At 36.5% G+C, this 22561-nt stretch carries 21 protein-coding genes and 1 pseudogene; 12 read left to right on the top strand and 10 right to left on the bottom strand.

Annotated features, from left to right (window positions below):
* Positions 1–31 precede the first annotated feature (31 nt).
* Positions 32–1213, top strand: a complete 1182-nt coding sequence (locus tag EL158_RS01560; protein ID WP_126361386.1) for a DUF2920 family protein — start codon at positions 32–34, stop codon at positions 1211–1213.
* On the opposite strand, the gene aroC is transcribed toward EL158_RS01560, so the two are convergent.
* Genes aroC through EL158_RS01540 form a run of 4 tightly spaced genes read right to left on the bottom strand, consistent with a single transcriptional unit; the run spans position 1210 to position 4349 of the window.
* Positions 1210–2295 (bottom strand): chorismate synthase, encoded by a 1086-nt coding sequence (gene aroC, locus EL158_RS01555; RefSeq protein WP_027303884.1) that lies wholly within the window; start codon positions 2293–2295, stop codon positions 1210–1212. The two genes, EL158_RS01560 and aroC, sit on opposite strands and share 4 nt — an antisense overlap.
* Positions 2292–2966: a ribonuclease III gene (rnc, locus tag EL158_RS01550; protein ID WP_027303883.1), complete on the bottom strand. Its 675-nt coding sequence runs from the start codon at positions 2964–2966 to the stop codon at positions 2292–2294. Before rnc ends, aroC begins: the two co-directional genes overlap by 4 nt.
* A complete protein-coding gene (rnhA, locus tag EL158_RS01545; RefSeq protein WP_027303882.1) occupies positions 2966–3403 on the bottom strand; it encodes a ribonuclease HI in 438 nt (145 codons plus the stop codon). The genes rnc and rnhA overlap by 1 nt, the downstream gene beginning before the upstream one ends.
* A complete protein-coding gene (locus tag EL158_RS01540; RefSeq protein WP_027303881.1) occupies positions 3390–4349 on the bottom strand; it encodes a tetratricopeptide repeat protein in 960 nt (319 codons plus the stop codon). Before EL158_RS01540 ends, rnhA begins: the two co-directional genes overlap by 14 nt.
* A 58-nt stretch (positions 4350–4407) precedes the next feature.
* Between EL158_RS01540 and dnaG the strand changes: the two genes are divergently transcribed.
* Positions 4408–6195 carry a DNA primase gene (gene dnaG / locus EL158_RS01535; RefSeq protein ID WP_027303880.1) on the top strand — a complete coding sequence of 596 codons (1788 nt, stop codon included), beginning with the start codon at positions 4408–4410 and terminating at the stop codon, positions 6193–6195.
* On the opposite strand, the gene EL158_RS01530 is transcribed toward dnaG, so the two are convergent.
* On the bottom strand, positions 6192–7034 hold the full coding sequence (locus EL158_RS01530) for a hypothetical protein (RefSeq protein WP_051529121.1): 843 nt from the start codon (positions 7032–7034) through the stop codon (positions 6192–6194). The genes dnaG and EL158_RS01530 overlap by 4 nt on opposite strands.
* A gap of 79 nt (positions 7035–7113) precedes the next feature.
* On the opposite strand from EL158_RS01530, the gene EL158_RS01525 reads away from it, so the two are divergent.
* A complete protein-coding gene (locus tag EL158_RS01525) occupies positions 7114–8097 on the top strand; it encodes an MnmA/TRMU family protein (RefSeq protein ID WP_027303878.1) in 984 nt (327 codons plus the stop codon).
* Here EL158_RS01525 and EL158_RS01520 read toward each other — a convergent pair.
* The 5 genes and pseudogenes from EL158_RS01520 to ribA form a co-directional block, all read right to left on the bottom strand.
* Positions 8094–9701, bottom strand: coding sequence for a restriction endonuclease subunit S (locus tag EL158_RS01520; RefSeq protein WP_027303877.1), 1608 nt, complete (start codon positions 9699–9701; stop codon positions 8094–8096). The two genes, EL158_RS01525 and EL158_RS01520, sit on opposite strands and share 4 nt — an antisense overlap.
* Before the next feature lie 6 nt (positions 9702–9707).
* Positions 9708–11195 (bottom strand): class I SAM-dependent DNA methyltransferase, encoded by a 1488-nt coding sequence (locus tag EL158_RS01515; RefSeq protein ID WP_225532289.1) that lies wholly within the window; start codon positions 11193–11195, stop codon positions 9708–9710.
* A pseudogene (locus EL158_RS01510) lies at positions 11195–13508 on the bottom strand (DEAD/DEAH box helicase family protein). The gene EL158_RS01515 and the pseudogene EL158_RS01510 overlap by 1 nt, the downstream one beginning before the upstream one ends.
* A gap of 82 nt (positions 13509–13590) precedes the next feature.
* On the bottom strand, positions 13591–14157 hold the full coding sequence (gene rsmG, locus EL158_RS01505; protein WP_027303876.1) for a 16S rRNA (guanine(527)-N(7))-methyltransferase RsmG: 567 nt from the start codon (positions 14155–14157) through the stop codon (positions 13591–13593).
* Positions 14154–14714, bottom strand: a complete 561-nt coding sequence (gene ribA / locus EL158_RS01500) for a GTP cyclohydrolase II (RefSeq protein WP_004276166.1) — start codon at positions 14712–14714, stop codon at positions 14154–14156. The genes rsmG and ribA overlap by 4 nt, the downstream gene beginning before the upstream one ends.
* A 58-nt stretch (positions 14715–14772) precedes the next feature.
* Here ribA and hemB point away from each other — a divergent pair, with 58 nt between their 5' ends.
* From hemB to EL158_RS01455, 9 genes are read left to right on the top strand one after another with little or no spacing between them, the layout of a single operon-like run.
* On the top strand, positions 14773–15756 hold the full coding sequence (hemB, locus tag EL158_RS01495) for a porphobilinogen synthase (RefSeq protein ID WP_027303875.1): 984 nt from the start codon (positions 14773–14775) through the stop codon (positions 15754–15756).
* On the top strand, positions 15753–16652 hold the full coding sequence (argF, locus tag EL158_RS01490; RefSeq protein WP_027303874.1) for an ornithine carbamoyltransferase: 900 nt from the start codon (positions 15753–15755) through the stop codon (positions 16650–16652). Before hemB ends, argF begins: the two co-directional genes overlap by 4 nt.
* Entirely contained in the window at positions 16649–17149 is a 501-nt protein-coding gene (locus EL158_RS01485; protein WP_027303873.1) for a DUF2603 domain-containing protein, read from the top strand. The genes argF and EL158_RS01485 overlap by 4 nt, the downstream gene beginning before the upstream one ends.
* Positions 17136–18491, top strand: a complete 1356-nt coding sequence (hemN, locus tag EL158_RS01480) for an oxygen-independent coproporphyrinogen III oxidase (RefSeq protein WP_027303872.1) — start codon at positions 17136–17138, stop codon at positions 18489–18491. The genes EL158_RS01485 and hemN overlap by 14 nt, the downstream gene beginning before the upstream one ends.
* Positions 18491–19750: a (Fe-S)-binding protein gene (locus EL158_RS01475; RefSeq protein ID WP_027303871.1), complete on the top strand. Its 1260-nt coding sequence runs from the start codon at positions 18491–18493 to the stop codon at positions 19748–19750. Before hemN ends, EL158_RS01475 begins: the two co-directional genes overlap by 1 nt.
* The gene (gene pseF / locus EL158_RS01470; RefSeq protein WP_027303870.1) at positions 19747–20427 is read left to right on the top strand and encodes a pseudaminic acid cytidylyltransferase; all 681 of its coding nucleotides are present in this window, start codon (positions 19747–19749) and stop codon (positions 20425–20427) included. Before EL158_RS01475 ends, pseF begins: the two co-directional genes overlap by 4 nt.
* A complete protein-coding gene (gene pseG, locus EL158_RS01465; RefSeq protein WP_027303869.1) occupies positions 20424–21257 on the top strand; it encodes a UDP-2,4-diacetamido-2,4,6-trideoxy-beta-L-altropyranose hydrolase in 834 nt (277 codons plus the stop codon). The genes pseF and pseG overlap by 4 nt, the downstream gene beginning before the upstream one ends.
* A complete protein-coding gene (pseH, locus tag EL158_RS01460; protein ID WP_126361380.1) occupies positions 21254–21745 on the top strand; it encodes a UDP-4-amino-4,6-dideoxy-N-acetyl-beta-L-altrosamine N-acetyltransferase in 492 nt (163 codons plus the stop codon). Before pseG ends, pseH begins: the two co-directional genes overlap by 4 nt.
* Complete coding sequence (locus EL158_RS01455) at positions 21742–22362, top strand: formyltransferase family protein (RefSeq protein ID WP_027303867.1); 621 nt, start codon at positions 21742–21744, stop codon at positions 22360–22362. The genes pseH and EL158_RS01455 overlap by 4 nt, the downstream gene beginning before the upstream one ends.
* Positions 22363–22561 lie beyond the last annotated feature (199 nt).

Below are 22561 nucleotides of genomic sequence, written 5' to 3'. Positions count from 1 at the left end.
TTAAATTTATTTATAAATTTAAAGGCTAAAAATGATAGATAAGCAATTTTTTATTTCTTCTTGTGATGATGTGGAACTTGGCATTAAAAGAAATTCCAAGCTTGAATACCGCCTAAGCTCCCCACAAAATCCTAAGGCAATCTTTTTCATCATCGGTGGTTTTGGGACAAATACAGACCTTAGAATGATGGATTTTACTAGAAAACAAATCGCTTCTAAATTCGGCGTGGCGGCTGTAAATGTGCTGTATCATTGCTTTTGTTGTCGCGTGAATAACTTAGAGCAACAATATAGCGCTCAAATCGCCATACTTGAAGAGGATAAAGCAAATTTAATCAAGCTTTGTCAAGATGTAGGCTTACCCTATGCAAATTTAACAAGCACAGAAGCTTTAAAATTTATAGAAGAATCCATACAAAAAGAAAAGAAAAAGGGAAATTTAGCTAAAGATTTTAGAATCAACACCCTCACCTACACCCTCCTCCCACCTAATGAAGAATATCAAAATTACGGCATTATGGCTGCACTTGATCATATCAATGTTTTAAAAGATCTCAAAACTCATGGGGGGGGGGGGGGGGGTAACTTACCCGTCATTTATGGGGGCGGATGTTATGGAGGCTATTTAGCACACTTAATCGCCAAAATCGCCCCTCATCACACCAACGCTGTCATTGATATAGCCTGCGCGCCTCTGCCCTTTTTTGAGATGTTTATGGGTAGGACTTTAGGGCACGGAGAATTTTTTATAAACACAGATGATTTTTCATCACATTGCTTTACCAAAACTTTTTGGAATGAGAATAATTTCACAAAGGCACATTATGAAATACGCTCTTTGCTAACTCCGTCCCATTTACAAATTCAAAAAACACATTGCGGGCATATTCATTATGTGAGTTATCATGGTAGTGAAGATGAGTTTGAAACCGCAAAAGATAAAAAACTTTTATATGAAATTTATGAAAAAATGGGCTTTAAGGCAAAGCTACATCTAGCTAAAAAAGAGGACATCGACCATAAAATCATAAGAGATTTAACTCACGGAGGCATTTCAAATCACCGCGTTTTTTTAAAAGAACTCCCCTCTCTCTTAAAAGAATTTGAAGGAGGCAAATTCCCCCTTCAAAATGCTTCCATAAGCTATCCTTGTGAGGATAAAATTTTCACCTTTAAAGATGAGGGTGAGGCTTATTGTTTGCGTCTTGATTAGCTTTTATAAATTGCTTTAAGATGCTCTAAATTTGCACTTGCATTTAAAAGCAAAACATCAGCTATCACAAGCCTAACCATAGCATTAGCAACCACACTTCCTCTCACACCCACGCAAGGGTCGTGCCTACCACTTAGCTCACACAAGACATTTTCGCCGTCTTCATTTATCGTTTTTTGAGCTAGAAAAATGGACGGCGTAGGTTTAAAATAGCTCTTAAGCTCGATTAAATCGCCATTTGAAATGCCACCTAAAATCCCTCCGCTATGATTGCTTAAAAATTTGCCATTTTGCATAGAGTCGTTATTTTGCGAGCCTCTTTTTTGACTTGAGCTTATACCAGAGCCTATTTCTACGGATTTTACAGCATTTATCCCCATTAAAGCGTGGGCGAGTTTAGAATCAAGCTTATCATAAAGCACCTCCCCAAGTCCTGCCATTACACCACTAACCTTAGTAAAAACAGCCGCTCCAACGCTATCTTTTGCCTTTTTTGCTTTTAAAATTTCTTGCTTAAAATTTTCCTCTAAATCCTTATCAAGGCAAAAAATTTCACTTTTATTTGCAAATTCAAAGTCGAATTCATTATTTTTAAGGGTCGAAACGCACCTGCCTACGCCAAAAACTCCGCTTAAAACCTCGATATTAAATTCCCTCAAAAGCATAGCAGCCACCGCTCCAGCTGCCACTCTAGCTACGCTTTCTCTAGCACTTGAACGCCCTCCTCCCCTATAATCTCTTATGCCATATTTTTGAAAATAGCTAAAATCCGCATGCGAGGGACGAAAAAGGCTTTTAAGCTCACTATAATCTTTTGAACGCGTATTTTCATTTCTAAAAAGCATAGCTATGGGCTGTCCTGTGGTAAAACCCTCGAAAACTCCGCTTAAAATTTCCGCTTCATCGCTTTCTTTTCTAGGCGTGGCAAATTTGCTTCCACCCTTTCTTTTATCCAGCTCCTTTTGCAAAAATTCCTCGTCAAATTTCACATTAGAGGGCATACCATCAAGCACCACGCCTATGGCTTTTCCGTGTGATTCTCCAAAGCTTGTCATTTTTAATCTTGTCCCAAAAGTATTCATAATGCTCCTAACTTTTCTAAAGTGATTTTTGCCGCCATTTGCTGGGCTTCTTTTTTACTACTTGCTATGGCTCTTGCCATTTCTTTGCCTTCCAAATTTAAGGCGATTTCAAAGCTTTTTTGATGGTCAGGTCCAAAGGCTCTTAGCGTTTCATATTCGGGGGTTGAGCCCATTTTAGCTTGTGTGATTTCTTGAAGTTTTGTTTTATAGTCCTTAAATAGGCTCTTTGCGTCAATGTTAGGGAAATTCTCCTCTATAAGCCTTAGTGCGATTTCTTTAGCCTTTATAAAACCAGCTTCTAAATGTAAAGCACCAATTAGAGCTTCAAAGGCGTCTGAGAGTATGGAAGGTTTAGTTTTGCCGCCGTTATTTTGCTCGGCTATACTCATAAAGATAAAAGCACCTAGATTAAGAGAAGTGGCGATTTTAGCAAAGGATTTTTCATTGACAAGGGCGGCTCTAAGCTTGGATAAATCGCCTTCTGCTTCATTTTTAAATTTATGAAATAAAAATTCGCCCACAACTAAATCAAGCACCGCATCACCCAAAAATTCTAGCCTTTCATTATTGTAATTTTTCTTTGCGCTTTTGTGTGTTAGAGCACAGATAAGAAGATTTTTATCTTTAAATTTGTAATTTAGCTTTGCTTCTAAGCGTTCGAGTTTAGCCATTATGCTTCCTTATGTTCTCTTTGTAGCTTAAGTGCTGCCTCTCTTGCTAGAGTGTCGCAACGCTCATTTTCCTTATGTCCGTTATGTGCTTTGATCCAAAAAGCCTTGATTTTATGCTCTTTTGAGACGCGTAAATACTCACGCCATAAATCGGCATTTTTCCTACCTTTGAAATTTTTCTTTACCCAGCCCTCAAGCCACTCATTAATGCTTTGCACCATTAAATTTGAGTCTGTGTAAAGATACACTTCACAAGGCTCTTTAAGTATCTCTAAAGCCTTAATGATAGCCTTTAGCTCCATTTTATTATTGGTCGTGTTTTCCTCTGCGCCGACACCCACTTTTTCGTGTTCTTTATAACGCACGATGTAAGCATAACCCCCAAAGCCCGGGTTATTTAAGCAAGAGCCATCTGTATAAATTTCAACGCGTTTCATCGTTTTTAACCTCATATAAAATTTTACAACGATTAAATTCATAGCACACAGGACAATGATAGAAAAAAAGCGGCATAATGTTTTTACACTCCAAACACATATAAGAAAATTCAAGTCTCGCTTTAAAATGATTTTGCTTTAAAATGTGATACATCTTAAAGTGTGAATTTCTAAAAGAAAAGCCCTCTTTTTTCTCCACTAAATCAAGCATATAAAAAAACTCATAATATTCCTCATCGTCCAAATTAATAGGCTCTTTACTCTTATAAAGCAAATCGCAAATTTGCACTAAATTTTGCTTTTTAAAAATGCCATATTTTTCAAACAAGTAGCGTTTTAAAGCAGAACTTTCATCAAGCTTTAAAATTTTTTCTTTAGCGTTTTCTTTATTTTCAAGTGCTAAAGCTTTGATAAATTCAGCTTCCTCCTTAATGTCCTCGCCTAATTCAAACAAACACTCCAAAAGCTCTAAATTTTCTTTATATTTTTTAAGCTTAAGATAGCTTATTTTAAGCAGTTTTAAGGCTTCTTTATTACGAGAGCGAATTTTAAGGGCATTTAAAAGCACTTCGGTGCATTTTTCTAAAAACCCCGCCTTAAAATAGACCTTCGCTAAAGCTAAAAAAGCCTCCTCTTGCTCGTTTTTATCCTTTGTTTTTTCCAAAGCGATTAAATAAATTCCACTTGCCTTTTCAAATTCGCCACTCTTAGTAAAAATTTCAGCCAAAAAGCTAAGATTTGAAAAGCTTAAATTCTCACTTCTTAAAAGCTCTTTATGGGCGTTTTCAAGCTCAAATTTTTTAATAAATTTTTCTAGTTTTTGCTCCTTATCTTTGTCTGCAAAAATCCTCCACGCATAATGTGCCAAAGCCACGACTAAAATAAGCAGAGTAAGAAAAATCAGCCCCACTATGGGGTCTCTGTATTCCACAAAGAAAAAATCCATAAAATATCCGCAAAATGAAATTAACAAATTATAGCCAAAACTTTGTATAATTTTCATTATGATAGCAAAAGATAGCATAGAACTTTTAAGCCAAAGAGCAGACATTTTAAGCATTATTTCTCATTTTGTCCAGGTGCGTAGGAGTGGGGCTTCTTATGTATGCGTTTGCCCCTTTCACGATGATAGAAATCCGTCCTTACACATCAATACCCAAAAAAATTTTTACCATTGCTTTGGCTGTGGGGCTGGAGGCGATGTTTTTAAATTTGTAATGGACTTTGAAAGAGTGAATTTCGCTGAAGCGGTAGAAAAAGTGGCGCATTTAAGTAATTTCACCCTCACCTACACCAAAGAAAAAGAGGAAAATAAAAAAGAAATTAAGCACATTTTGCCCCTTTTAAACGCCTTTTATAAGCAAAATTTAGCTAAACATAAAGAGGCTTTAGACTATCTTTATCAAAGAAAATTAAGCGATGAGGACATTAAAAAATTCGAACTTGGCTATGCAGTGGGAAATGAAGAAAGCTTAAGGCTACTTAAAAACGAGCAAATTTCAAACGAAGACGCCCTTTATGTGGGGGCGATTAAAAAAGATGGAAGAGGAGGATTTTATGCGAGTTTTATCCATAGAATCACCTTTCCCATTTATGATTATAAAGGCTTATTGGTAGGTTTTGGGGGTAGGACTTTAAACGCAAATAACGCCGCTAAATATGTCAATTCCCCTCAAAGTCCGCTTTTTGACAAAGCACGCATTTTTTACGCCTTTCATCTTGCTAAGGATAGCATAGCGAGGCAAAAAGAGATGATTATTTGCGAGGGTTATATGGACGCCATAGCCTTTCATAAAGCAGGCTTTACTAACGCTGTGGCAGTGCTTGGCACAGCTTTAACAGAACATCATCTCCCCCTTATCCGCCGTTATGAAGCAAAGGTTTTGCTTTGTTTTGATAATGACGAGGCAGGACGCAAAGCGGCATTTCGTTCGGCTTTTTTACTAAGTGTTAATAAAATCGATGGCAAAGTCGTCTTGCTTGAGGGCGGAAAGGATCCTGCCGAGCTTGTGGCAAATGATGAGGCTAAAAAGCTTCACGCCCTTTTAGAAAAGGCTATGGAGCTTGGAGAGTTTTACATAAGAGAGCTTTTAAGGGGCAGCATAAATTCCGCCCTTGATAAACAAAAAGCCTTAGAATCCGTGCAAAAATACACCTTTTTGCTTGAACCTTTAGTGGCAAATTCTTATACTAATTTAGTCTCAAAACTTCTAGGCGTAGAAAAAAATCTCATCGTTTTAAGCAAAAATGCCAGCCGCCCCCCTAAAACCCCTCTTTTAGAAACGCAAAAATCAAGAGTGCATTTAGGCGAATTAGAGCTTTTAAGCTTTCTTAGAGCTTCAAGTGAAGCTAGGGCTTTATTTTTAACGATGAGTGATAAGGCTTGTTTTAAGCATAAGGAACTTTGCGAAAAAGTTTTGGCAGGTTGTGGGCTTGAGGATAGCGACATTAGAGAACTTGAGCTTCGAAATTTAGGCACTATCACTAATCTTAATGATTTCTTATGCCTACTTTGTAAAATCAATCTTGCCTTTTTTAACGCCCTTGCTATCACAAAGCCTCATCTAGGGCTTAAAAAACAGCTTTTAAGCCTTTTAGATAAAAACGCTGAAAAGCTTAAAAAACAGCTTGATGAAAACGCCCTTTTTGAATTTTACAAAGAAGCCTTAAGTTTTATCAAAAGCGAAAGAGATACACAAATTTTAGAAACACGCCTTAAAACTTGGCATCAAATTTTCTCTCAAAAAAATATAAGCCCCCTAGATCTTGGCTTAGAAAGCTCGCCTTTTTAGACAAGCTTATCTACAAGAGGGCTTTCTCCGCGTGCAATTTGTGCTTTTAAATCCTGTGTAAAGCTTTGCTCCAATTGAAATTCTTTGAATTTCTGCGGATGTGAGCTTTCAAGCTTTGCTTTTTCCTCCGCACTAAGTGAGGCAAAGCCCTCTTCTAAAGCCTTTTCTAAAGGCGTTCTCTCGTCTTTAAGCTCCTCTTCTTTTTTATCTTTGACTTCTATTTTTTCACTATCTTGCATAGTGTTAGCATTAGCTCCGCCACCACTTGCCTCCTTTAAGCCTCTTAAAATTTCGCTCAAATTTTCTTTTTTGACATCAAGCTCACTTACCTTTCCGTCTTGATTAATGTCCTTTTCTAAAGCGAAATTTAATTTCTCCTCCAAATTTGCACCACTAGCTAAACTATCCCCCTTATTCAAGGCTAGATTTTGTAAGCTCTCAAGCGTCGTTCTTTTATGAAAGCTTAAAGAAGTGAAATTGGTCTCATTTTGAAGAAGAGAATTTGCGTCAAAAAGCGTATTGCTCACCTTTTCAAACCACTCCGCCACAAAGGCATTTGCCTCACCATTAAGCCTGATAGAGCCGTCCTCTCTAGCGATATAATTTGTATAGGAGCTAAAATGATTTTGCAAATTTTGATAATTTTCCTCATTAATTCTCACCGCCATTAACTCGCCCTTTTTGTTTTCAAACACCACCTTAAAGCCTGAATTTGTGTTTGAGATGTCATCGACTTTAAATTTATCTTGCTCTTCTTGCTTAAGTTCTAAAATTTCCTTACGACTCGCGATATTTTGTGAATTTGGCAAATTTGCATTTAAAGTATTGATTGTATTCATTATCACTCCTTATGCTACAATTACACTTTTTTATATCGGCAAAAAATCATTTTTATTTATATCATTTTAAAGGAAAATTATGAAAGCATTAGCACTTTTTAGCGGAGGTTTGGATAGTTTATTAGCGATGAAGCTCATCACTTCACAAGGCATAGCGGTTAAGGCTTTAAATATCAACATAGGCTTTGGCTCAAGAAGCGATAAAAGCGAGGAGATGAGACGCCGTGCCGCCTTAGTAGGAGCGGAATTTGAAATGATTGATGTGAGAAATTCTTATCTTAAAGAAGTTCTTTTTAACCCACAATATGGCTACGGGAAGCATTTTAACCCCTGCATAGACTGCCACGCCTTTATGTTTAAAACAGCTCTTGCTATGCTTAAAGATGAGGGGGCGAGTTTTATCATCACAGGCGAGGTTTTAGGACAACGCCCTATGAGTCAAAGAAATGATGCTATGGCGAAAGTTAAACGCCTAGCCGCTGATGAGGAGGATTTAATTTTGCGTCCTATGTGTGCGAAAAACCTGCCTGAAACCAAGCCCGAAAGAGAAGGCTGGGTCGATAGAGCAAAACTTGAGGGCATAAGTGGGCGTAGCCGAAAAAGACAGCTTGAAATGGCAGAAGAATTTGGCATAGAGGACTTTGAAAGCCCGGGCGGTGGGTGCTTACTCACGCTAGAAAGTTTTGCGAAAAAAATTAAAGATTTTAAAGAATTTGATAGCAATATGGAAGTAAATGACGCCCAGCTTTTAAAATACGGACGCCATTTAAGACTTCCAAAAGGTGCAAAGATGATTGTGGGGCGTAACGAGCTTGAAAACGAGCTTTTAAGGACTTTGAAAACAAGTAAATATGAAGAAATCAAGCTATTTGATTTAATCGGCGCTTATTCTTTAGTCAGTAGTGATATTTGCGAGGAAGATTTAAATTTAGCACTTAAAATAGCCCTTACTTATACTAAAAACGACCCAAAAGCCTCCTATAAACTAGGCTTTAAAGAAAAGGAATTTGAGGCAAGAGCTTTTGATGATAAAGCGAAACTGGGCGAATTTTTTATTTCTTAATCTAAGCCCTTTTTGAGTGTAAAAAGGGTGTCTAAAGTTTGCACTATGTATTCTTGTTCGCATAATGGCGGCAGGGGGATAGAAAGATTTGTAAATAATTTTCTATCTAAATGCGGTATAGCCGCTCCCTTTTTATTGCCTTTAAAAAAGTCTTTATAGCAAAGCAACATAAAATCCATAAATTCAACCTGACTTAAGCTAGAAAATTCAAGCTTTTTTAAAGTGCTTCCCAAAAATCCTTTTTCTTTAGTAATAAAAATTTCCCCAGAATTTTCGCCGTCCATTAAAATAAGCCTATCATTAGCATTAGCGAAATTTCCGCTATTTGCTAGTTTTTTATCCCCTTTACTTCGTAAATATTTCACATCAAGCAGAGGTAAATTTTCTTCTTGTAAATCAATAATTTCTCCGCTTATTATCTCACAAATATCCCCGAGTTTGACCCACGCCCAAGTGTTAGGGATTTCAAAGGGTGCTTCGCTAAGGTTTAAGGGCGTGATTTCTTTGCATTTTGCAATTTCTTTTTTTAAAATTTGAATTTGGGATTTCAAAAAGGCTTTTTTATCCTTGTCTTTTTCAAGCTTTAATTCTTTTTCACAAATTTTGAGCTTCTTTTCTAAATCTTTGCGTTTTTGCTTTATGTTATCGTTGTAAGTGCTGATTTCATTAAAGGCGGAGAGTGTAGGGGAGCTTCTGCGATAAAGTTTGCTTAAGCTGCCCTCTAGGGCAAGTTTGAGCAAACTCTTTTCAATTCTCTTTTCAATTCTCTTTAAATTCTCTTTAGTGATAGCAAAATCATTTGCGAGTGTAACGAGCAAATCAAGTTTTTTTACGATTTCTTGCTGTTCGCATAATGGCGGCAGTGGGATAAAAGTTGCATTGATTTGTTGTGTGCTTAAATTTGGTTGAGCTGAACCTGCCGATTGCTTTAAATTGTCTGCACTATAAAAAGTTAAAAAATAATATATATATTTTCTTAAAAAAGTATTTTCTATTCTTAAAAGCCCAACTCGCTGATTTAGCAGAGCTAATCTTTCATCTGTGTAAATACCAACCTTACCTGTTGTAGCACCGCTCATTGCTATTAAAATATCATTTTTTGCAACTTGGTAATCTTTAAAATCATCTATATTTTCATTATTTAAAAAAACACAATTTGCTAAATTGATTTTTCCTTGTTGAATATCCCCTATTTTTATAATTGGTATCCCATTATTAGAAAATTGTTCAGCCTTGAAAGCATAGCCATTTTGTAGCGATGTAATATCCCCAAGTTTTACCCACGCCCAAGAATTTGGGATAGTAAAGGGGGCTTCGCTAAGGTTTAACGGCGTGATTTCTTTGCATTTTACAATTTCTTTTTTAAGGCTTTGAATTTGAGATTTAAAAAAGGCTTTTTTATCCTTGTCTTTTTCAAGCTTTAATTCTTTTTCACAAATTTTGAGCTTCTTTTCTAAATCTTTGCGTTTTTGCTTTATGTTATCGTTATAAATTTCAAGCTCATCAAAGGCGTTAAGCCCACTATTTTCTCGGCGGAATTTAGCACTTAGTCTTCCCTTAATGGCATAGTCTAGCAAGGACTTTTTTAAGGTATCTGTTTTCATTATTCATTATCCTTGATGATTTGAGAAATTTGCTTCATTATGGAATCTAGCGTGGCGTTTTAGCTTATCTCTCTCGGCTTTGATTTGCTCCATAAGCTCTAAAGGCTCTAAAATCTCTTCTTCTTCTTCGCTTACATAGCCGCATAAATCAAAGTTATAATTCCTAGATTCTAGCTCTTCTTTGGTGTAGGATTTTGCTTTGAAATTCCCGCTTTCATCTTGCAAAGTTTGCCTATCACTTTGCCACCATTGCAAAAATGGCTCAAAATGCTCTAGGCTAATTTGCTTCGTTTTGCCAAAGGATTTTATACCCTCTGGCATATCAAGGCGGTAGAAATGGGTGTGCTGTGTGCCTTGTGGGTCGGCGTTGAAAAAAAGTAAATTTGTGGGGATAGAAGTGTAAGGGGCGAAAACGCTTTTAGGCAAACGCAAGATAAGGTAGAGATTAAAATCACTTAAAAGCTTTCTTTTGAGATTGATTTTTGCATTATCAGCACCAAATAAAAAGCCATCGGGCAGCACGACTGCACCCTTACCCTTGAAAGATAAGCGGTGCAAAATGAGTGCCATAAATAAATCTGCCGTTTCACTGCTTTTGTATTCTTGGGGGAAGTTTTTAATTTCATCATTACGCTCATTACCACCATAAGAGGGATTCATTAAAATAATGTCAAATTTGGGGAATTTTGTAAGATTTATATCAAAGTCTTCAAAATTACTAAATTCAAAGGCATTGCCGTGCTTTAGGTTTGGATTTTCTATGCCATTAATGAGTAAATTTGTCGCACAAAGCAAAAAGGGCAAGGACTTTTTCTCTACACCGTAAAAGCTTGTTTTAAAAACTTTTCTATCATTTGTAAGATTTACTTGCTTTTCTAAAAAATGTGCCGCTGAAATGAGAAAGCCCCCTGTCCCACAAGCTAAGTCCGCCACACTCTCACCTAGCTTTGGGCTAAGCATTTCTACCATAAATTCTGTAACGGCACGCGGTGTGTAAAACTCGCCGGCATTTCCTGCACTTTGCAAGGTTTTTAAAAAGCTTTCATAGATTTTGCAAAGCTCTTTAAAATCTTGTCTATTGTGAATCTTAAGGCTAGATTCTATCTCGTTTATCACTTCGCGTAAAAGATAGCCATTTTTCATATAGTTATTTAAATCTTCAAAAACTTTTCGCACGATGGATTGATTTAACGGAGTGGATTCTGTGATATTTAGGGCTTTTAGCGTGGGGAAAAGCTCATTATTAACAAATGTGAGTAAGGGTTCGCCTGTGGGGGACTTCTGCCCTATCGCCCAAGACTCCCAACGCAAATGCTCGGGGATTATAGAGTGATACTCCGTGCCGTCCATTTCATTTTCGGCAATCCACTCGCTTTCATAATAATCATAAAGCTTTAGGAATAAAATCCACGCGATTTGCTCCATTCTTTGTGCATCGCCATTGACCCCTGCGTCTTGACGCATAATGTTTTGAAGTTTTTTGACATTTAGCATTAGCTTACCTCCTCATAAAGTGCGTTTTTAAGATTTTGTAGTATTGCGTTAAGTCCGCCGTATTCTTTAAAAATTTGTGCGATTGTGGTGAGATTATACCTTGAAGTAAAAGGCTCATTTTTAAACACGCTAGAATCTAGCTCATCAATGCCCCCTTGTGTGTATTTCTCAAGTAAGAGTTCTAAAAGCTCTTTAGCCTTTGGCTCAAGCTCTGCTAGAAAGCGGTTTGCCTTTTTTGCCCTTTGTGTGCGGCTTAGGGCTTGTGTGCCTTTAGCAAGGGAGAGTAAAATGTCAAATTCATCGCAGTTTTTAAATTTATCCATTTGCCCTAATTCTTGGATAAAAATACCCTTTTCTTCAAGCTTGTTTAAAAGCTCTTCACGCGTGGCTTTATCACCTGTGCGTAGGGTGTCAAGGTAAGATTCAAAAGCTTTAGTATTTTGAAGCTTTTCACCGCTAAAAGATTCTAGGCTTTGTGTGATGGGTGTCAAAACGCCATTAACATTGCGTAAGATGATGACAGATTTATCTTGCATATAGACTTGTATCTCTTCGCCGTCTATGGTGTGCTTTATCGGTGGGTCTTTTATATCTGGTGGCAGGTCGTTAGACTCTGTTTCATTCTCCTTATCTGTGTTTTTTGGCTTTTTCTCTCGCTCTCTTACCTCATCTGTGCCGATAAACTCCACCTCGCCATCAAAGTCAAAGTCGTTTAAAAATTCCCTTGCAATGCCTTTAAAATCTAGCACATAAAAATGCGTTTTGCCCCTAGATTCTAAGACTTCATTAAGCCTTGTGCCTCGCCCTATCATTTGCTTAAATAGACTTTTATCACGCACAATTTTATCAATGACTATGACTTGCACCATTTGCGTATCTACCCCCGTGCTTAAAAGCTGGGAAGTTGTGGCAATGACTGGATAGCGTTTGCTTACGCTTTTAAAATTATCTAGCAGGGCTTTGCCCTTATCATCATCGCTTGTTATGCGTGTGATGTAGTTAGAATCTTTTGTCATTTCTTGTTTGTTTTCATCTTGCAAGGCATCTTTCATCAAAAGGGCGTGGCGTTGGTCTTCGCAGAAAATGATAGTTTTAGCGTAAGGATTTTTTAGAGTGTGGTGCAAAAATTTACTCACTTCTTTGGCAACGAAGCGGATTTGAGGTTTGAGATAAATTGTGCGGTTAAAATCTGGGGAAGTGAAAGTTTCTTGTGGGATCTCTCTGCCCTCTTCATCACGCTTACCTAGCTCTGGTGTGTAGCCCTCTTGCACGACATTTGAAAGTAGCTCTACTACTGAAAATGGGGCTAGATAGCCATCATCTATGCCTTGTTTTAAGCTGTATTGATACACCGGCTCGCCAAAATAATCTATATTATCATCATCTCTTTTTTCTAACTCGCCTGCTTCTTGGCTCTCTCTTTGCTCTTTATTATATTTAGGCGTGGCAGTCATACCAATTTGCAATGCGGAGCTAAAATATTCCAAAATCTCTCTCCAAGTAGAATCCGCCCTAGCGCTGCCCCTGTGGCACTCATCGATAAAAATAAGGTCAAAAAAGTCTGGTTTCAAGGCTTTATAATGCTCTTTTTTATCATTATTTTCTTCGCTACCGCTAATAAATTGCTGATAAATTCCAAAATACAAACTATATTCGCTTTTAAAGTCGCGGTTATGTATCGTATAAATGCCTTTGGCAAAGCTTTTAAAAGTCCTTGTGGTGTCGGTGTTTATAAGCTCATTTCTGTCAGCTAGATAAAGAATTTTCTCTATCTTTTTGCCATTTGGCAAGGTTTGATTAAAAAGGCGGTGTTGTTTGGCTTAAATCACAATGCGTTTGTAAAAGATTGTCATTTGTGAGATTTTGCCATTTTTTATAGGCTTCATACAGCTCCCTTGGGCTTGGGAAAGCATTAAGGGGTAAATTCTCTTTTGCTACTCCCTTAAAATCTTTAGTAAGCGTGTATTTTACAAAGCCCTTGCCACTACTAGAAAAGGCAAAGGGGGCTTTGAGTGCTTTGGCATAGTTTTTCGCCTGTTCTATCCCCTCGCTATCTTCGTATTTATAGGCTTTTGCTTCTAAGACTGCAAGGGCGATTCCATTGTGAAAAAGCACATAATCAGCCTTTTTTATAGTGCTTTTATCCCTTTTGCCTGTTTTGATGTCAATTTTGCCTTCGCTAAATTCATAATCTTTAGCTTTTACTCCATATTCCATTTTAATGGATTCAAAATCCCAGTTTGCTTTACTTAAAGCAGGTTCAATATAACGCTTTTTGGTGTCTTCTTCGCTAAGGTTTTGCAATGCTTTCAAATTTAACTCCTAAATTAAACGATTATATTAAAAAGTGATAATAAATAAAAAGTTTATAGAGCAACTACGCAAAGCATTAGTTTCATAATGAATTTTTAAGCGTAAAAACGCAGTATTTACGCCATTTATTTTCATAAATTTGATAATCCTTAAAGTCCTGCATTTCTTTTTTAGCTTCGCTTCCTTTATAAAGGATAAAGCTTGTGTTTTCATCGCTTAAATTTTGACAAATTTGGATCAAATCTTTTGCTCTCATCAAGGCTCTTGAAGTGATGATATCGGCTTTAAATTCAGCCTTGTGATTTTGAACTTTTTCTTTAATAATGTGAAGATTTGTAAGCTCGCATTCTACCTTTACACTTCTTAAAAAGGCAGCTTTTTTGGCATTTGGCTCAAAAAGATAAAAACGACTATCAAGCAAAAAGCTTAAAAAAATGGCAGGAAAGCCCGCTCCACTTCCTATATCAATGATATTTTGAGCCTTTGTAAGGTCGATGAAATTTAAGATTTCTATGCTATCTTGTATGTTTTCATCGATGTTTTTAAAATGGGTGAGATTGTGAATTTGATTAAATTTTTTAAGCAAATTTTTATAAATTTCCACCCTTTTTTCAAAAAGTTTTTTGTCATAATCTGGCAAAAATTTCACTTTAAATGTCCCATAGAATCTTGCTTGATTTTAAGATAAGCATCGTTAAATTCATTACTTTTGATAAGTATAGGAATGCGTTTAATAAGCTTTGTTTTTAGAAAATCTAGCTTGTTAGGATTATTTGTGATGAGATTAATTTGTGAAATTTGATAATAATTTAGTATGAAATCCACCACCTCATAAGTCCTTTCATCAGGCTTAAAGCCTAGATGCTCGTTTGCCTCTATGGTGTTTAAGCCCTCATCTTGCAAGGCGTAGGCATTGACCTTATTAAAAAGTCCTATATTACGCCCCTCTTGCCTTAAGTAAATGACCATACCACCATTTTGCTCGATGTATTTTAAAGCAAATTCAAGCTGCTCTCCACAATCGCACTTTAAACTTCCCAAACCATCACCCGTAAGGCACTCTGAATGAATTCGTAAATTTAAAATATCACTTGGCTTTCCCTTAAAAATGCAAAGATGTTCCTTTTCTCCCTCTTTAAAACTTTGAATTTGAAACTGCCCCCATTTGCTTGGTAAATTTGCAATTTTTGAAATTTTAATTTCCATTGATAACCTTTAATTAAATTATGCTAAAATTGAATTCTAACAAAAAAAGGACAAAATTATGTTTAAAAGATTTAGAAGATTAAGATTAAATCCAAATTTAAGAGAGATGTTAAGGGAAAATTCTTTAGAAATTCGGGATTTGATTTACCCTCTTTTTGTCGTGGAGGGAAATGGGGTAAAAAATGAAATTTCCTCTATGAGCGGCGTATTTCAAATGAGCTTAGATATGATTTTAAAAGAGTGCGAGGAGCTTGTGAAGCTAGACTTAAAAGCCATTATACTTTTTGGCGTGATAGAAGAAGCAAAAAAAGATAGTTGCGGAAGTGAAGCCCTAGATGAAAATAGCCTCATCGCAAGAGCCATAAGAGCCATTAAAAAGGACTATCCTCAAATTTTTATCATTAGCGATTTATGCTTTTGTGAATATACAGAACACGGACATTGTGGCATTATAGAGCCAAAAACTAAAAGCGTGGATAATGACGCCACCTTAGAGCTTTCAGCTAAACAAGCTCTTATCCACGCTAAAGCAGGCGTTGATATGATAGCACCAAGTGGTATGATGGACGGCATTATCCTTAGCTTACGCGAGGCTTTAGACGCGGCTGGGTATGAAAATTTGCCTCTTATGAGCTATTCAACCAAATTTGCGTCAAGCTATTATGGACCTTTTAGAGAAGTGGCAAATTCCGCCCCAAGCTATGGCGATAGAAAGAGCTATCAAATGGACTTTCACAATGGCAAAGAAGCCCTAATGGAAAGCCTAGAAGATGAAGCACAAGGAGCAGATATTTTGATGGTAAAACCTGCTCTTGCGTATTTAGATGTGGTAAAGGAGCTTTCGCAAAATACAAATTTACCACTTTGCGTTTATAATGTAAGTGGCGAATATGCGATGTTTCAAGCGGCTAAAAGGGCTGGGGTGATTGATTATGAAAAAACACTTATAGAAACGATGATAGCATTTAAAAGGGCTGGTGCGAAACTCATCATCACTTATCACGCTAAAGAAGTGGCGGAAATTTTAAGGAAAAAGGCGTGAGACATTTTTTAAGCTTAAAGGATTTTAGCAAGGAAGAAATTTTAGCCCTTGTTAATCACGCTAAAGTTTTAAAGCAAAAGTCTGAAAAACTTTTGATAGATAAAACTTTAGCGATGATTTTTGAAAAAAATTCCACACGCACTAGAATGGCTTTTGAATTAGCCATTACAGAGCTTGGTGGCAAGGCTTTATTTTTAAATGCTAATGATTTGCAGCTTAGTAGAGGAGAACCACTTAAGGATACGGCGAGAGTTATAGGCTCTATGGTCGATTTTGTAATGCTTAGGGTTAATCACCACGCAAGTTTGGAGGAATTTGCTAAATACTCAAAAGCTCCTGTGATTAATGCTTTGAGTGATTTATACCACCCTACGCAAATTTTAGGCGACTTGCTAACTATGCAAGAATATCAAAAAGAAGGTCAAATAGCCTTTGTAGGAGATAGTAATAATATGTGTAATTCTTGGCTTATCGCCGCTTCAATACTAGGCTATGAATTAAGCATTGCTTTACCTAAAAATTATCACATTCGCCCTGAAATTTTGGAATTTGCAAAAGAAAATGCAAAAAAAAGTGGAGCGAAAATCACTCTTACAAACGATAAATTCGAGGCTATTAAAGATAAGGAAGTGGTGATTACAGATACTTGGATTTCTATGGGTGAAGAGGAGCAAAAAGAGCAGAAAATCAAAGATTTTGAGGGCTTTATCATCGATAAAGAGGCGATGAGTGTGGCGAAAAAAGATGCGATTTTACTCCATTGCTTACCCGCTTATAGGGGCTATGAGGTGAGTGAAGAGCTTTTTGAGTTACACAGCGAGGTGATTTTTGAGGAGGCGAGAAACCGCCTTTTTGTTGTAAAAGCTTTATTGTGTTTTTTGGAGAGAGAAAAATGAAAGAAATGAAAAAAACCATAGTAAAAAAACCAAAAAATGCTGTGGCACAGATTAATGATTTTAGCAAGTATTTAGGTATGAAAAAGCGGGATTTGACGATTTTTGAAATGCTTCCTGAAGAAAATGAGTATAGACTAAGGCTTAAAAATAGTAAGCTTAATAGAGTTGAGCCTTGGTTTATCATCGATGAGGACGGCGGCACACACGCATTAACTTCTTTGCATAGTCTTAATAATTTGCTAGATACTCTTAAGAAAAATCAAAAAGAAATTTTTGAGCTTAAGCTTGAAAAAGCGATTTATCAACAAATGCCTGTGGATTTTAATGACGCTTGGGCTGTGGCTATGGACGCTGTTGAAAAAATTGTAAGGGTTACTGGAGTGGCTAGGGCTAATGTCGATTTAGACCGCCTACTTGAAGACATTAAAAAAGAACACCCAAATTTATTTATCGATATGAATATGATGATGGAGAGTTTGCAAAATGAAAGATTATAAAGCCTTTGTAAAGTATTCTAAGGCTGGTCCTCGTTACACTTCCTACCCTACGGCTGTGGAATTTAGCACGGAATTTAGCTATGGGAAATATTTAAGATGTTTAAGGGAGTCCAAACGCGATCTTTCTTTATATTTTCACCTGCCTTTTTGTAGAAGCGCTTGCTATTTTTGCGGGTGTAATGTCATTTACACAGCTAAAGAAGAGAGTAAAAAGCGTTATTTAACATATCTTTTTAGAGAGCTTGACATTTTAAGCTCTCTTTTAGACACACAAAAAAAAGTCGTGCAGATGCACTTTGGAGGTGGTACACCGACTTATTTTTCTGCTGAGGAATTAGAAAGTTTAATTTTAAAAATTAAAAGCGTTTTTTCTCATTTTGACAAAGAAGCCGAGCTAAGTTGCGAGATAGACCCTCGCTTTTTCAATGACGCACAAGCTGATGTTTTGGTGCAAAATGGTTTTAACCGCATTAGCTTTGGGGTGCAAGATTTTGACGAAAGAGTGCAAAAAGAAATCCATAGAATTCAACCTTTTGATTTAACAAAAGAAGCGCTTTTAAAGGTGCGAAGTCGTGGGATAAAGTCCGTTAATATCGACCTAATTTATGGCTTACCTTTTCAAAATTTGCAAAGTTTTAAGCAAACCTTAGACAAAATTTTGCTTTTAGACCCTGACCGCTTGGCGATTTTTAATTACGCGCATGTGCCTTGGCTTAAGAAAAATATGAGAAAATTTGACGAAAATACCCTACCAAGCCCTGATGTCAAGCTTCAAATTTTAGAATATTGTGAGCAATTTTTAGGGCAAAATCACTACAAAATGATAGGAATGGACCATTTTGCTAAAGAAGATGATGAGCTTTTTAAAGCTTTAAATGATAATACCTTGCATAGAAATTTTCAAGGCTACACGACTAAGGGTGGTGTGGATTTAGTGGGCGTGGGACTGACTAGCATAGGCGAGGGGCAAAATTATTATGCGCAAAATTTCAAGGATTTAAAATCTTACGAAGAAGCGATTGAAAGGGGGATTTTGCCTTTTGAAAGGGGGGTTTTACTTAGTGATGATGATAGGCTTAGAAAGGCTGTTATTATGGCTTTAATGGCGAATTTTAAGCTAGATATTAAAGAGATAGAAAGAGAATTTAAAATTGATTTTAGAGAATATTTTAAACAGGATTTAAAGGCTCTTGAGGAGTATGGTGAGTTTGTAAGCGTTGAAAATGATTTCATTAAAGTCAATGAAACAGGCACAATGCTTATAAGAAATATCGCAATGTGTTTTGATGCGTATTTAAAAAACATTAGCGAAGAAAAAAAAGTATTTTCAAAGACTTTATAATGGACTTTACAAAATTTTCTCAAAGCTGTGTTAAATGTGGTAAATGTATCCCTACTTGCACTATTCATCAAATCAAACGCGATGAGATTAATTCTCCGCGTGGTTTTTTAGACCTTTTGGCTGCCTATAAAGAGGGAAATTTAGAGCTTGATAAAGAAGCAAAAAGAGTGTTTGAATCTTGCTTTTTATGCACGAATTGCGTGGAGGTTTGCCCATCGCACATTAGGGTTGATAATGCCATTGAGGCGGTGCGTTATGACATCGCTAAGAAATTTGGCATAGCGTGGTATAAAAGGCTTTTGCTTTATTTTTTACGCACGAGAAAAGCCCTTGATATAGCAGCTAAATTTGGCTTTGTATTTCAAAGCTGTGCTTTTGCTTTGCAAAATTCTGGTATGAAGGCGCGTTTTTCTTTACCCTTTATCAAAAAAGGCAGACTTTTGCCTAGTTTTAAGCAAAAAAGCTTTTTAAATCAAAACACCGAATTTATCGATAATGGCGGAGAAAAAAGCGTGGGATTTTTTGTAGGCTGTTTGGCAAATTATTTTTATATAGATAGTGCAAAAGCCGTGCTTAGTATAGCTAAAGAGCTTAAAATTAATGTTGATTTGATGAAAGAGCAGGTTTGCTGTGGAGCGCCGCATTTTTTCACAGGGGATTTTAAAAGCCTTGAAAGTCTAGCGAAAAAAAATGTGGAATATTTTGAAAAAAAACTTGAAAGTGTGGAGTATATCATCACTCCTGAAGCGACTTGCTCGGCTATGCTTAGTGTGGATTTGGAGCATTTTTTTACGATGATAAAGGAGGAGCAGTGGGCTAAAAGAGCGGCTAAAATCGCCCCTAAAATCAAGCTTGCGACTTGGTATTTTTATGAAAAAACGCCTCTTTTAGAGCTTTTAAAAACTAAGGGGAAAAGAGATTTACTTTTAACCTACCACGACCCTTGCCACGCGAGGAAAATGCAAGGAGTGTTTAAGGAGCCTAGAGCCTTTTTAAAGGTAAATTACCGCTTTGCTGAGATGAGTGATTCTAATGCTTGTTGCGGTTTTGGAGGCGTGAGTATGCAAAGTGATTATTATGAAAATACCTTAAAAGTGGGACTTAAAAAAGCTAAGATGATTGATGAAAGTGGTGCTAGCGTGGTGAGTGCGGAATGTTCGGCTTGTAGAATGCAAATTTCAAACGCCCTTACGCAAAATCAAAGCAAGGTGGTTTTTAAAAGCCCCCTTGAATTAATCGCACAGGCTTTAAAGCAGTGAAAAGTCTTTGCATTATCCCAGCGCGTGGTGGTTCTAAGCGAATTCCAAGAAAAAATATTATTGATTTTTGTGGCAAACCCTTGATGGCTTATAGTATAGAAAATGCCCTAAATTCAGGCATTTTTGAGGAAGTTGTGGTTTCTAGTGATGATGAGGAAATTTTGCAAGTGGCAGAGGTTTTTGGGGCGAGGGCTTTGATGAGGGAAAAGGAGTTAAGTGATGATTTTAGCTCAAGTTCTAAGGTTATAAAAAGCGTTAGCGAAAAAATAGGGGCTGGGTATGAAAACATTTGCTGTCTTTATGCGACCGCACCCTTACTTAATGCAAAGCTTTTAAAAGAAGCTTATGAAGAATTTATTAAGGGCGATTTTAGCTTTTTGTTTGGCGCTGTGGAATTTGACTATCCTATCCAAAGGGCGTTTTATTTGAAGGGAAAAAGGGTTTATATGTTTGATGAAAGTCAGTATTTTGTGCGTTCTCAGGATTTAGAAAGGGCGTATCACGATGCGGGGGTATTTTATTTTGGTAAAAAAGAAGCGTGGCTTAAGGAGGAGATGATTTTCACACCGAATTCTAGCGTGTATTTGCTGCCTAGAAATTTGGTTTGCGACATTGACACGCCACAGGATTTAGAATTTGCGAAAAAACTTTTTGCGTTAAATAAGGCTTTGATGTGAAAATTCTCATTCGTGCGGATAGCTCTTTTAAGATAGGACACGGACACATACAGCGTTGTTTGATTTTAGCAAAGCAATATGAAAAATTAGGACACGAAGTGAACTTTGCTTGTTTGGAGCTTGAGGGAAATATCATAGAAAAAATTCCAAATGAGGTTTTTTTACTTGAAGGGACGAGCCTAGATGAGCTTTGTGGGCTGATTAAAGAAGAAAGTTTTGAACTTTTAGTGCTTGATCATTATGATTTTAAAGAGCAAGATGAAAGAGCGATTAAGGCGATGTGTGAGGTGCAAATTTTAAGCTTTGATGATGAGCTAAAGCCTCATTTTTGTGATATTTTACTTAATGTTAATGCCTATGCCAAACCTTCACTTTATAAAAATTTAGTCCCTGCTACTTGCGAGCTTAGATGTGGCTTTTCTTATGCTTTGATTAGAGAGGAATTTTACGAAGAGGCAAAGAAAAAACGCCCTAAAATTTGGGATATTTTCATTTGTATGGGTGGCACAGATAGTAAAAATCTCTCCGCCAAACTAGCCCTCGATCTTCCCAAAAGCTTGAAAATTCTCATCGCAACAACAAGTGCAAATAAGAATTTAAAAGCCTTAAAGCATTTAGAGCAAAACACGCCTAACATTAGCTTGGCTGTGAATTTAGAGCATTTTGCTAAGACGATGAACGAAAGTAGAAAACTCATTATCCAAGCTTCAAGTTTAGTTAATGAAGCCTTGCTTTTAAAGGCGAATTTTAAAGCCATTTGCACCCAAAAAAATCAAGAAAAACTAGCCCAGTGGCTTTTAGAAAAAGACTATGAAATCGAGTATAGATGATAGAGCTTAGAAATTTTATCTCTCTTAATGAAAATGAGCTTAAGGAGCTTTTAAAATGGCGTAATAGCGTGGGAAATTTTATGAAAACGCAAAATATCAGCCTAGAAGAGCATTTGAAATTTGTAAATAGCCTTAAAAACGATGAAAGTAAGCGTTATTTTGTAGTTTTTAAAGGGGGGCAAAGTATAGGCGTGATACATCTTTTTAATATCAACCTTCAAACTTGCGAATTTGGACTTTATGCAAAGCCGAATTTAAGAGGCGTAGGACAACTTTTAATGAACGAAGTTTTAAACTATGCTTTTGACACTTTAAAAGTGCAAATTCTAAAAGCTTGTGTATTTAAGACAAATGAAAGGGCTTTAACTTTGTATCTTAAAAATGACTTTAAAATCATCAGTGAGGACGAAAAAATGTTTTATCTTTGCAAACGGGGGGGGGGGGGGGGGGTAACCCTTTATCTTAATCCTTTAAGGAGAGCTTCGTGAAAATAGCTCTCGTAACTTCGCCTAATCAGTGGTTTTATGAAAAGGCTTTGGAATTTGCGAAAAAACTTGGGGCGGATTTTTTTGAAGCGTATGAAAAAGTAAGAGGCTATGAGGTCGTTTTCATTTTATCTTATCACAAAATTATCCCGCCAAATTTATTAAATCTTAATCAACACAATCTCATCATACACGCCTCCAAACTTCCGCAAGGAAAGGGCTGGTCGCCTATGTTTTATCAAATTTTAGAGGGTAAAAATGACATTGTTTTCACGCTTTTTGAGGCGGATAAGGGTGTGGATAGTGGGGATATTTATCTTCAAAAAACGCTTAAGCTTAGAGGCGATGAGCTTTACGAAGAATTAAGAAACAAGCAAGCTTTTTTCAGTTTAGAGCTTTGTGAGGATTTTTTAAAACTTTATCCAAATTTAAAGTCTAAAAAGCAAAATGGAGTGGAGAGCTTTTACCCTAAAAGAAGCCCTAAAGATAGCGAATTAAACATCGATAAAAGTTTAAAAGAGCAATTTAATCTTTTACGCATTTGCTCTAATGAGGATTTTCCTGCTTTTTTCTATCACAAAGGTAAAAAATTTGTGCTAAAGATTTATGAGGAAATTTAGTTTTAGTATTAAAAATAAATTATTATTAAGCAATTATTAAATTTATGTTAATAATAACAAATCATAATTTAAGCAACATTTCACATCACAACTTACAAGCAAACAAACACACCAAAACAAAAATTTTTAAAATTGTTTAAAGCCTATTGAAATTAATAAAACCTATCGCAAAATATAAACTTAACATTGTAGCCCTAAG

The sequence above is a fragment of the Campylobacter upsaliensis genome (assembly GCF_900637395.1).
GTDB lineage: Bacteria > Campylobacterota > Campylobacteria > Campylobacterales > Campylobacteraceae > Campylobacter_D > Campylobacter_D upsaliensis.
The sequence above is the reverse complement of the archived record's forward strand: the minus strand, read 5'-3'. Positions and strand labels throughout refer to the sequence as shown.

Bases quoted from the DNA above. Each gene is read 5' to 3' on its own strand.
- EL158_RS01560 (WP_126361386.1), top strand. From the start codon at position 32: ATGATAGATAAGCAATTTTTTATTTCTTCTTGTGATGATGTGGAACTT.
- aroC (WP_027303884.1), bottom strand. From the start codon at position 2,295: ATGAATACTTTTGGGACAAGATTAAAAATGACAAGCTTTGGAGAATCA.
- rnc (WP_027303883.1), bottom strand. From the start codon at position 2,966: ATGGCTAAACTCGAACGCTTAGAAGCAAAGCTAAATTACAAATTTAAA.
- rnhA (WP_027303882.1), bottom strand. From the start codon at position 3,403: ATGAAACGCGTTGAAATTTATACAGATGGCTCTTGCTTAAATAACCCG.
- EL158_RS01540 (WP_027303881.1), bottom strand. From the start codon at position 4,349: ATGGATTTTTTCTTTGTGGAATACAGAGACCCCATAGTGGGGCTGATT.
- dnaG (WP_027303880.1), top strand. From the start codon at position 4,408: ATGATAGCAAAAGATAGCATAGAACTTTTAAGCCAAAGAGCAGACATT.
- EL158_RS01530 (WP_051529121.1), bottom strand. From the start codon at position 7,034: ATGAATACAATCAATACTTTAAATGCAAATTTGCCAAATTCACAAAAT.
- EL158_RS01525 (WP_027303878.1), top strand. From the start codon at position 7,114: ATGAAAGCATTAGCACTTTTTAGCGGAGGTTTGGATAGTTTATTAGCG.
- EL158_RS01520 (WP_027303877.1), bottom strand. From the start codon at position 9,701: ATGAAAACAGATACCTTAAAAAAGTCCTTGCTAGACTATGCCATTAAG.
- EL158_RS01515 (WP_225532289.1), bottom strand. From the start codon at position 11,195: ATGCTAAATGTCAAAAAACTTCAAAACATTATGCGTCAAGACGCAGGG.
- ribA (WP_004276166.1), bottom strand. From the start codon at position 14,714: ATGGAAATTAAAATTTCAAAAATTGCAAATTTACCAAGCAAATGGGGG.
- hemB (WP_027303875.1), top strand. From the start codon at position 14,773: ATGTTTAAAAGATTTAGAAGATTAAGATTAAATCCAAATTTAAGAGAG.
- EL158_RS01485 (WP_027303873.1), top strand. From the start codon at position 16,649: ATGAAAGAAATGAAAAAAACCATAGTAAAAAAACCAAAAAATGCTGTG.
- hemN (WP_027303872.1), top strand. From the start codon at position 17,136: ATGAAAGATTATAAAGCCTTTGTAAAGTATTCTAAGGCTGGTCCTCGT.
- EL158_RS01475 (WP_027303871.1), top strand. From the start codon at position 18,491: ATGGACTTTACAAAATTTTCTCAAAGCTGTGTTAAATGTGGTAAATGT.
- pseH (WP_126361380.1), top strand. From the start codon at position 21,254: ATGATAGAGCTTAGAAATTTTATCTCTCTTAATGAAAATGAGCTTAAG.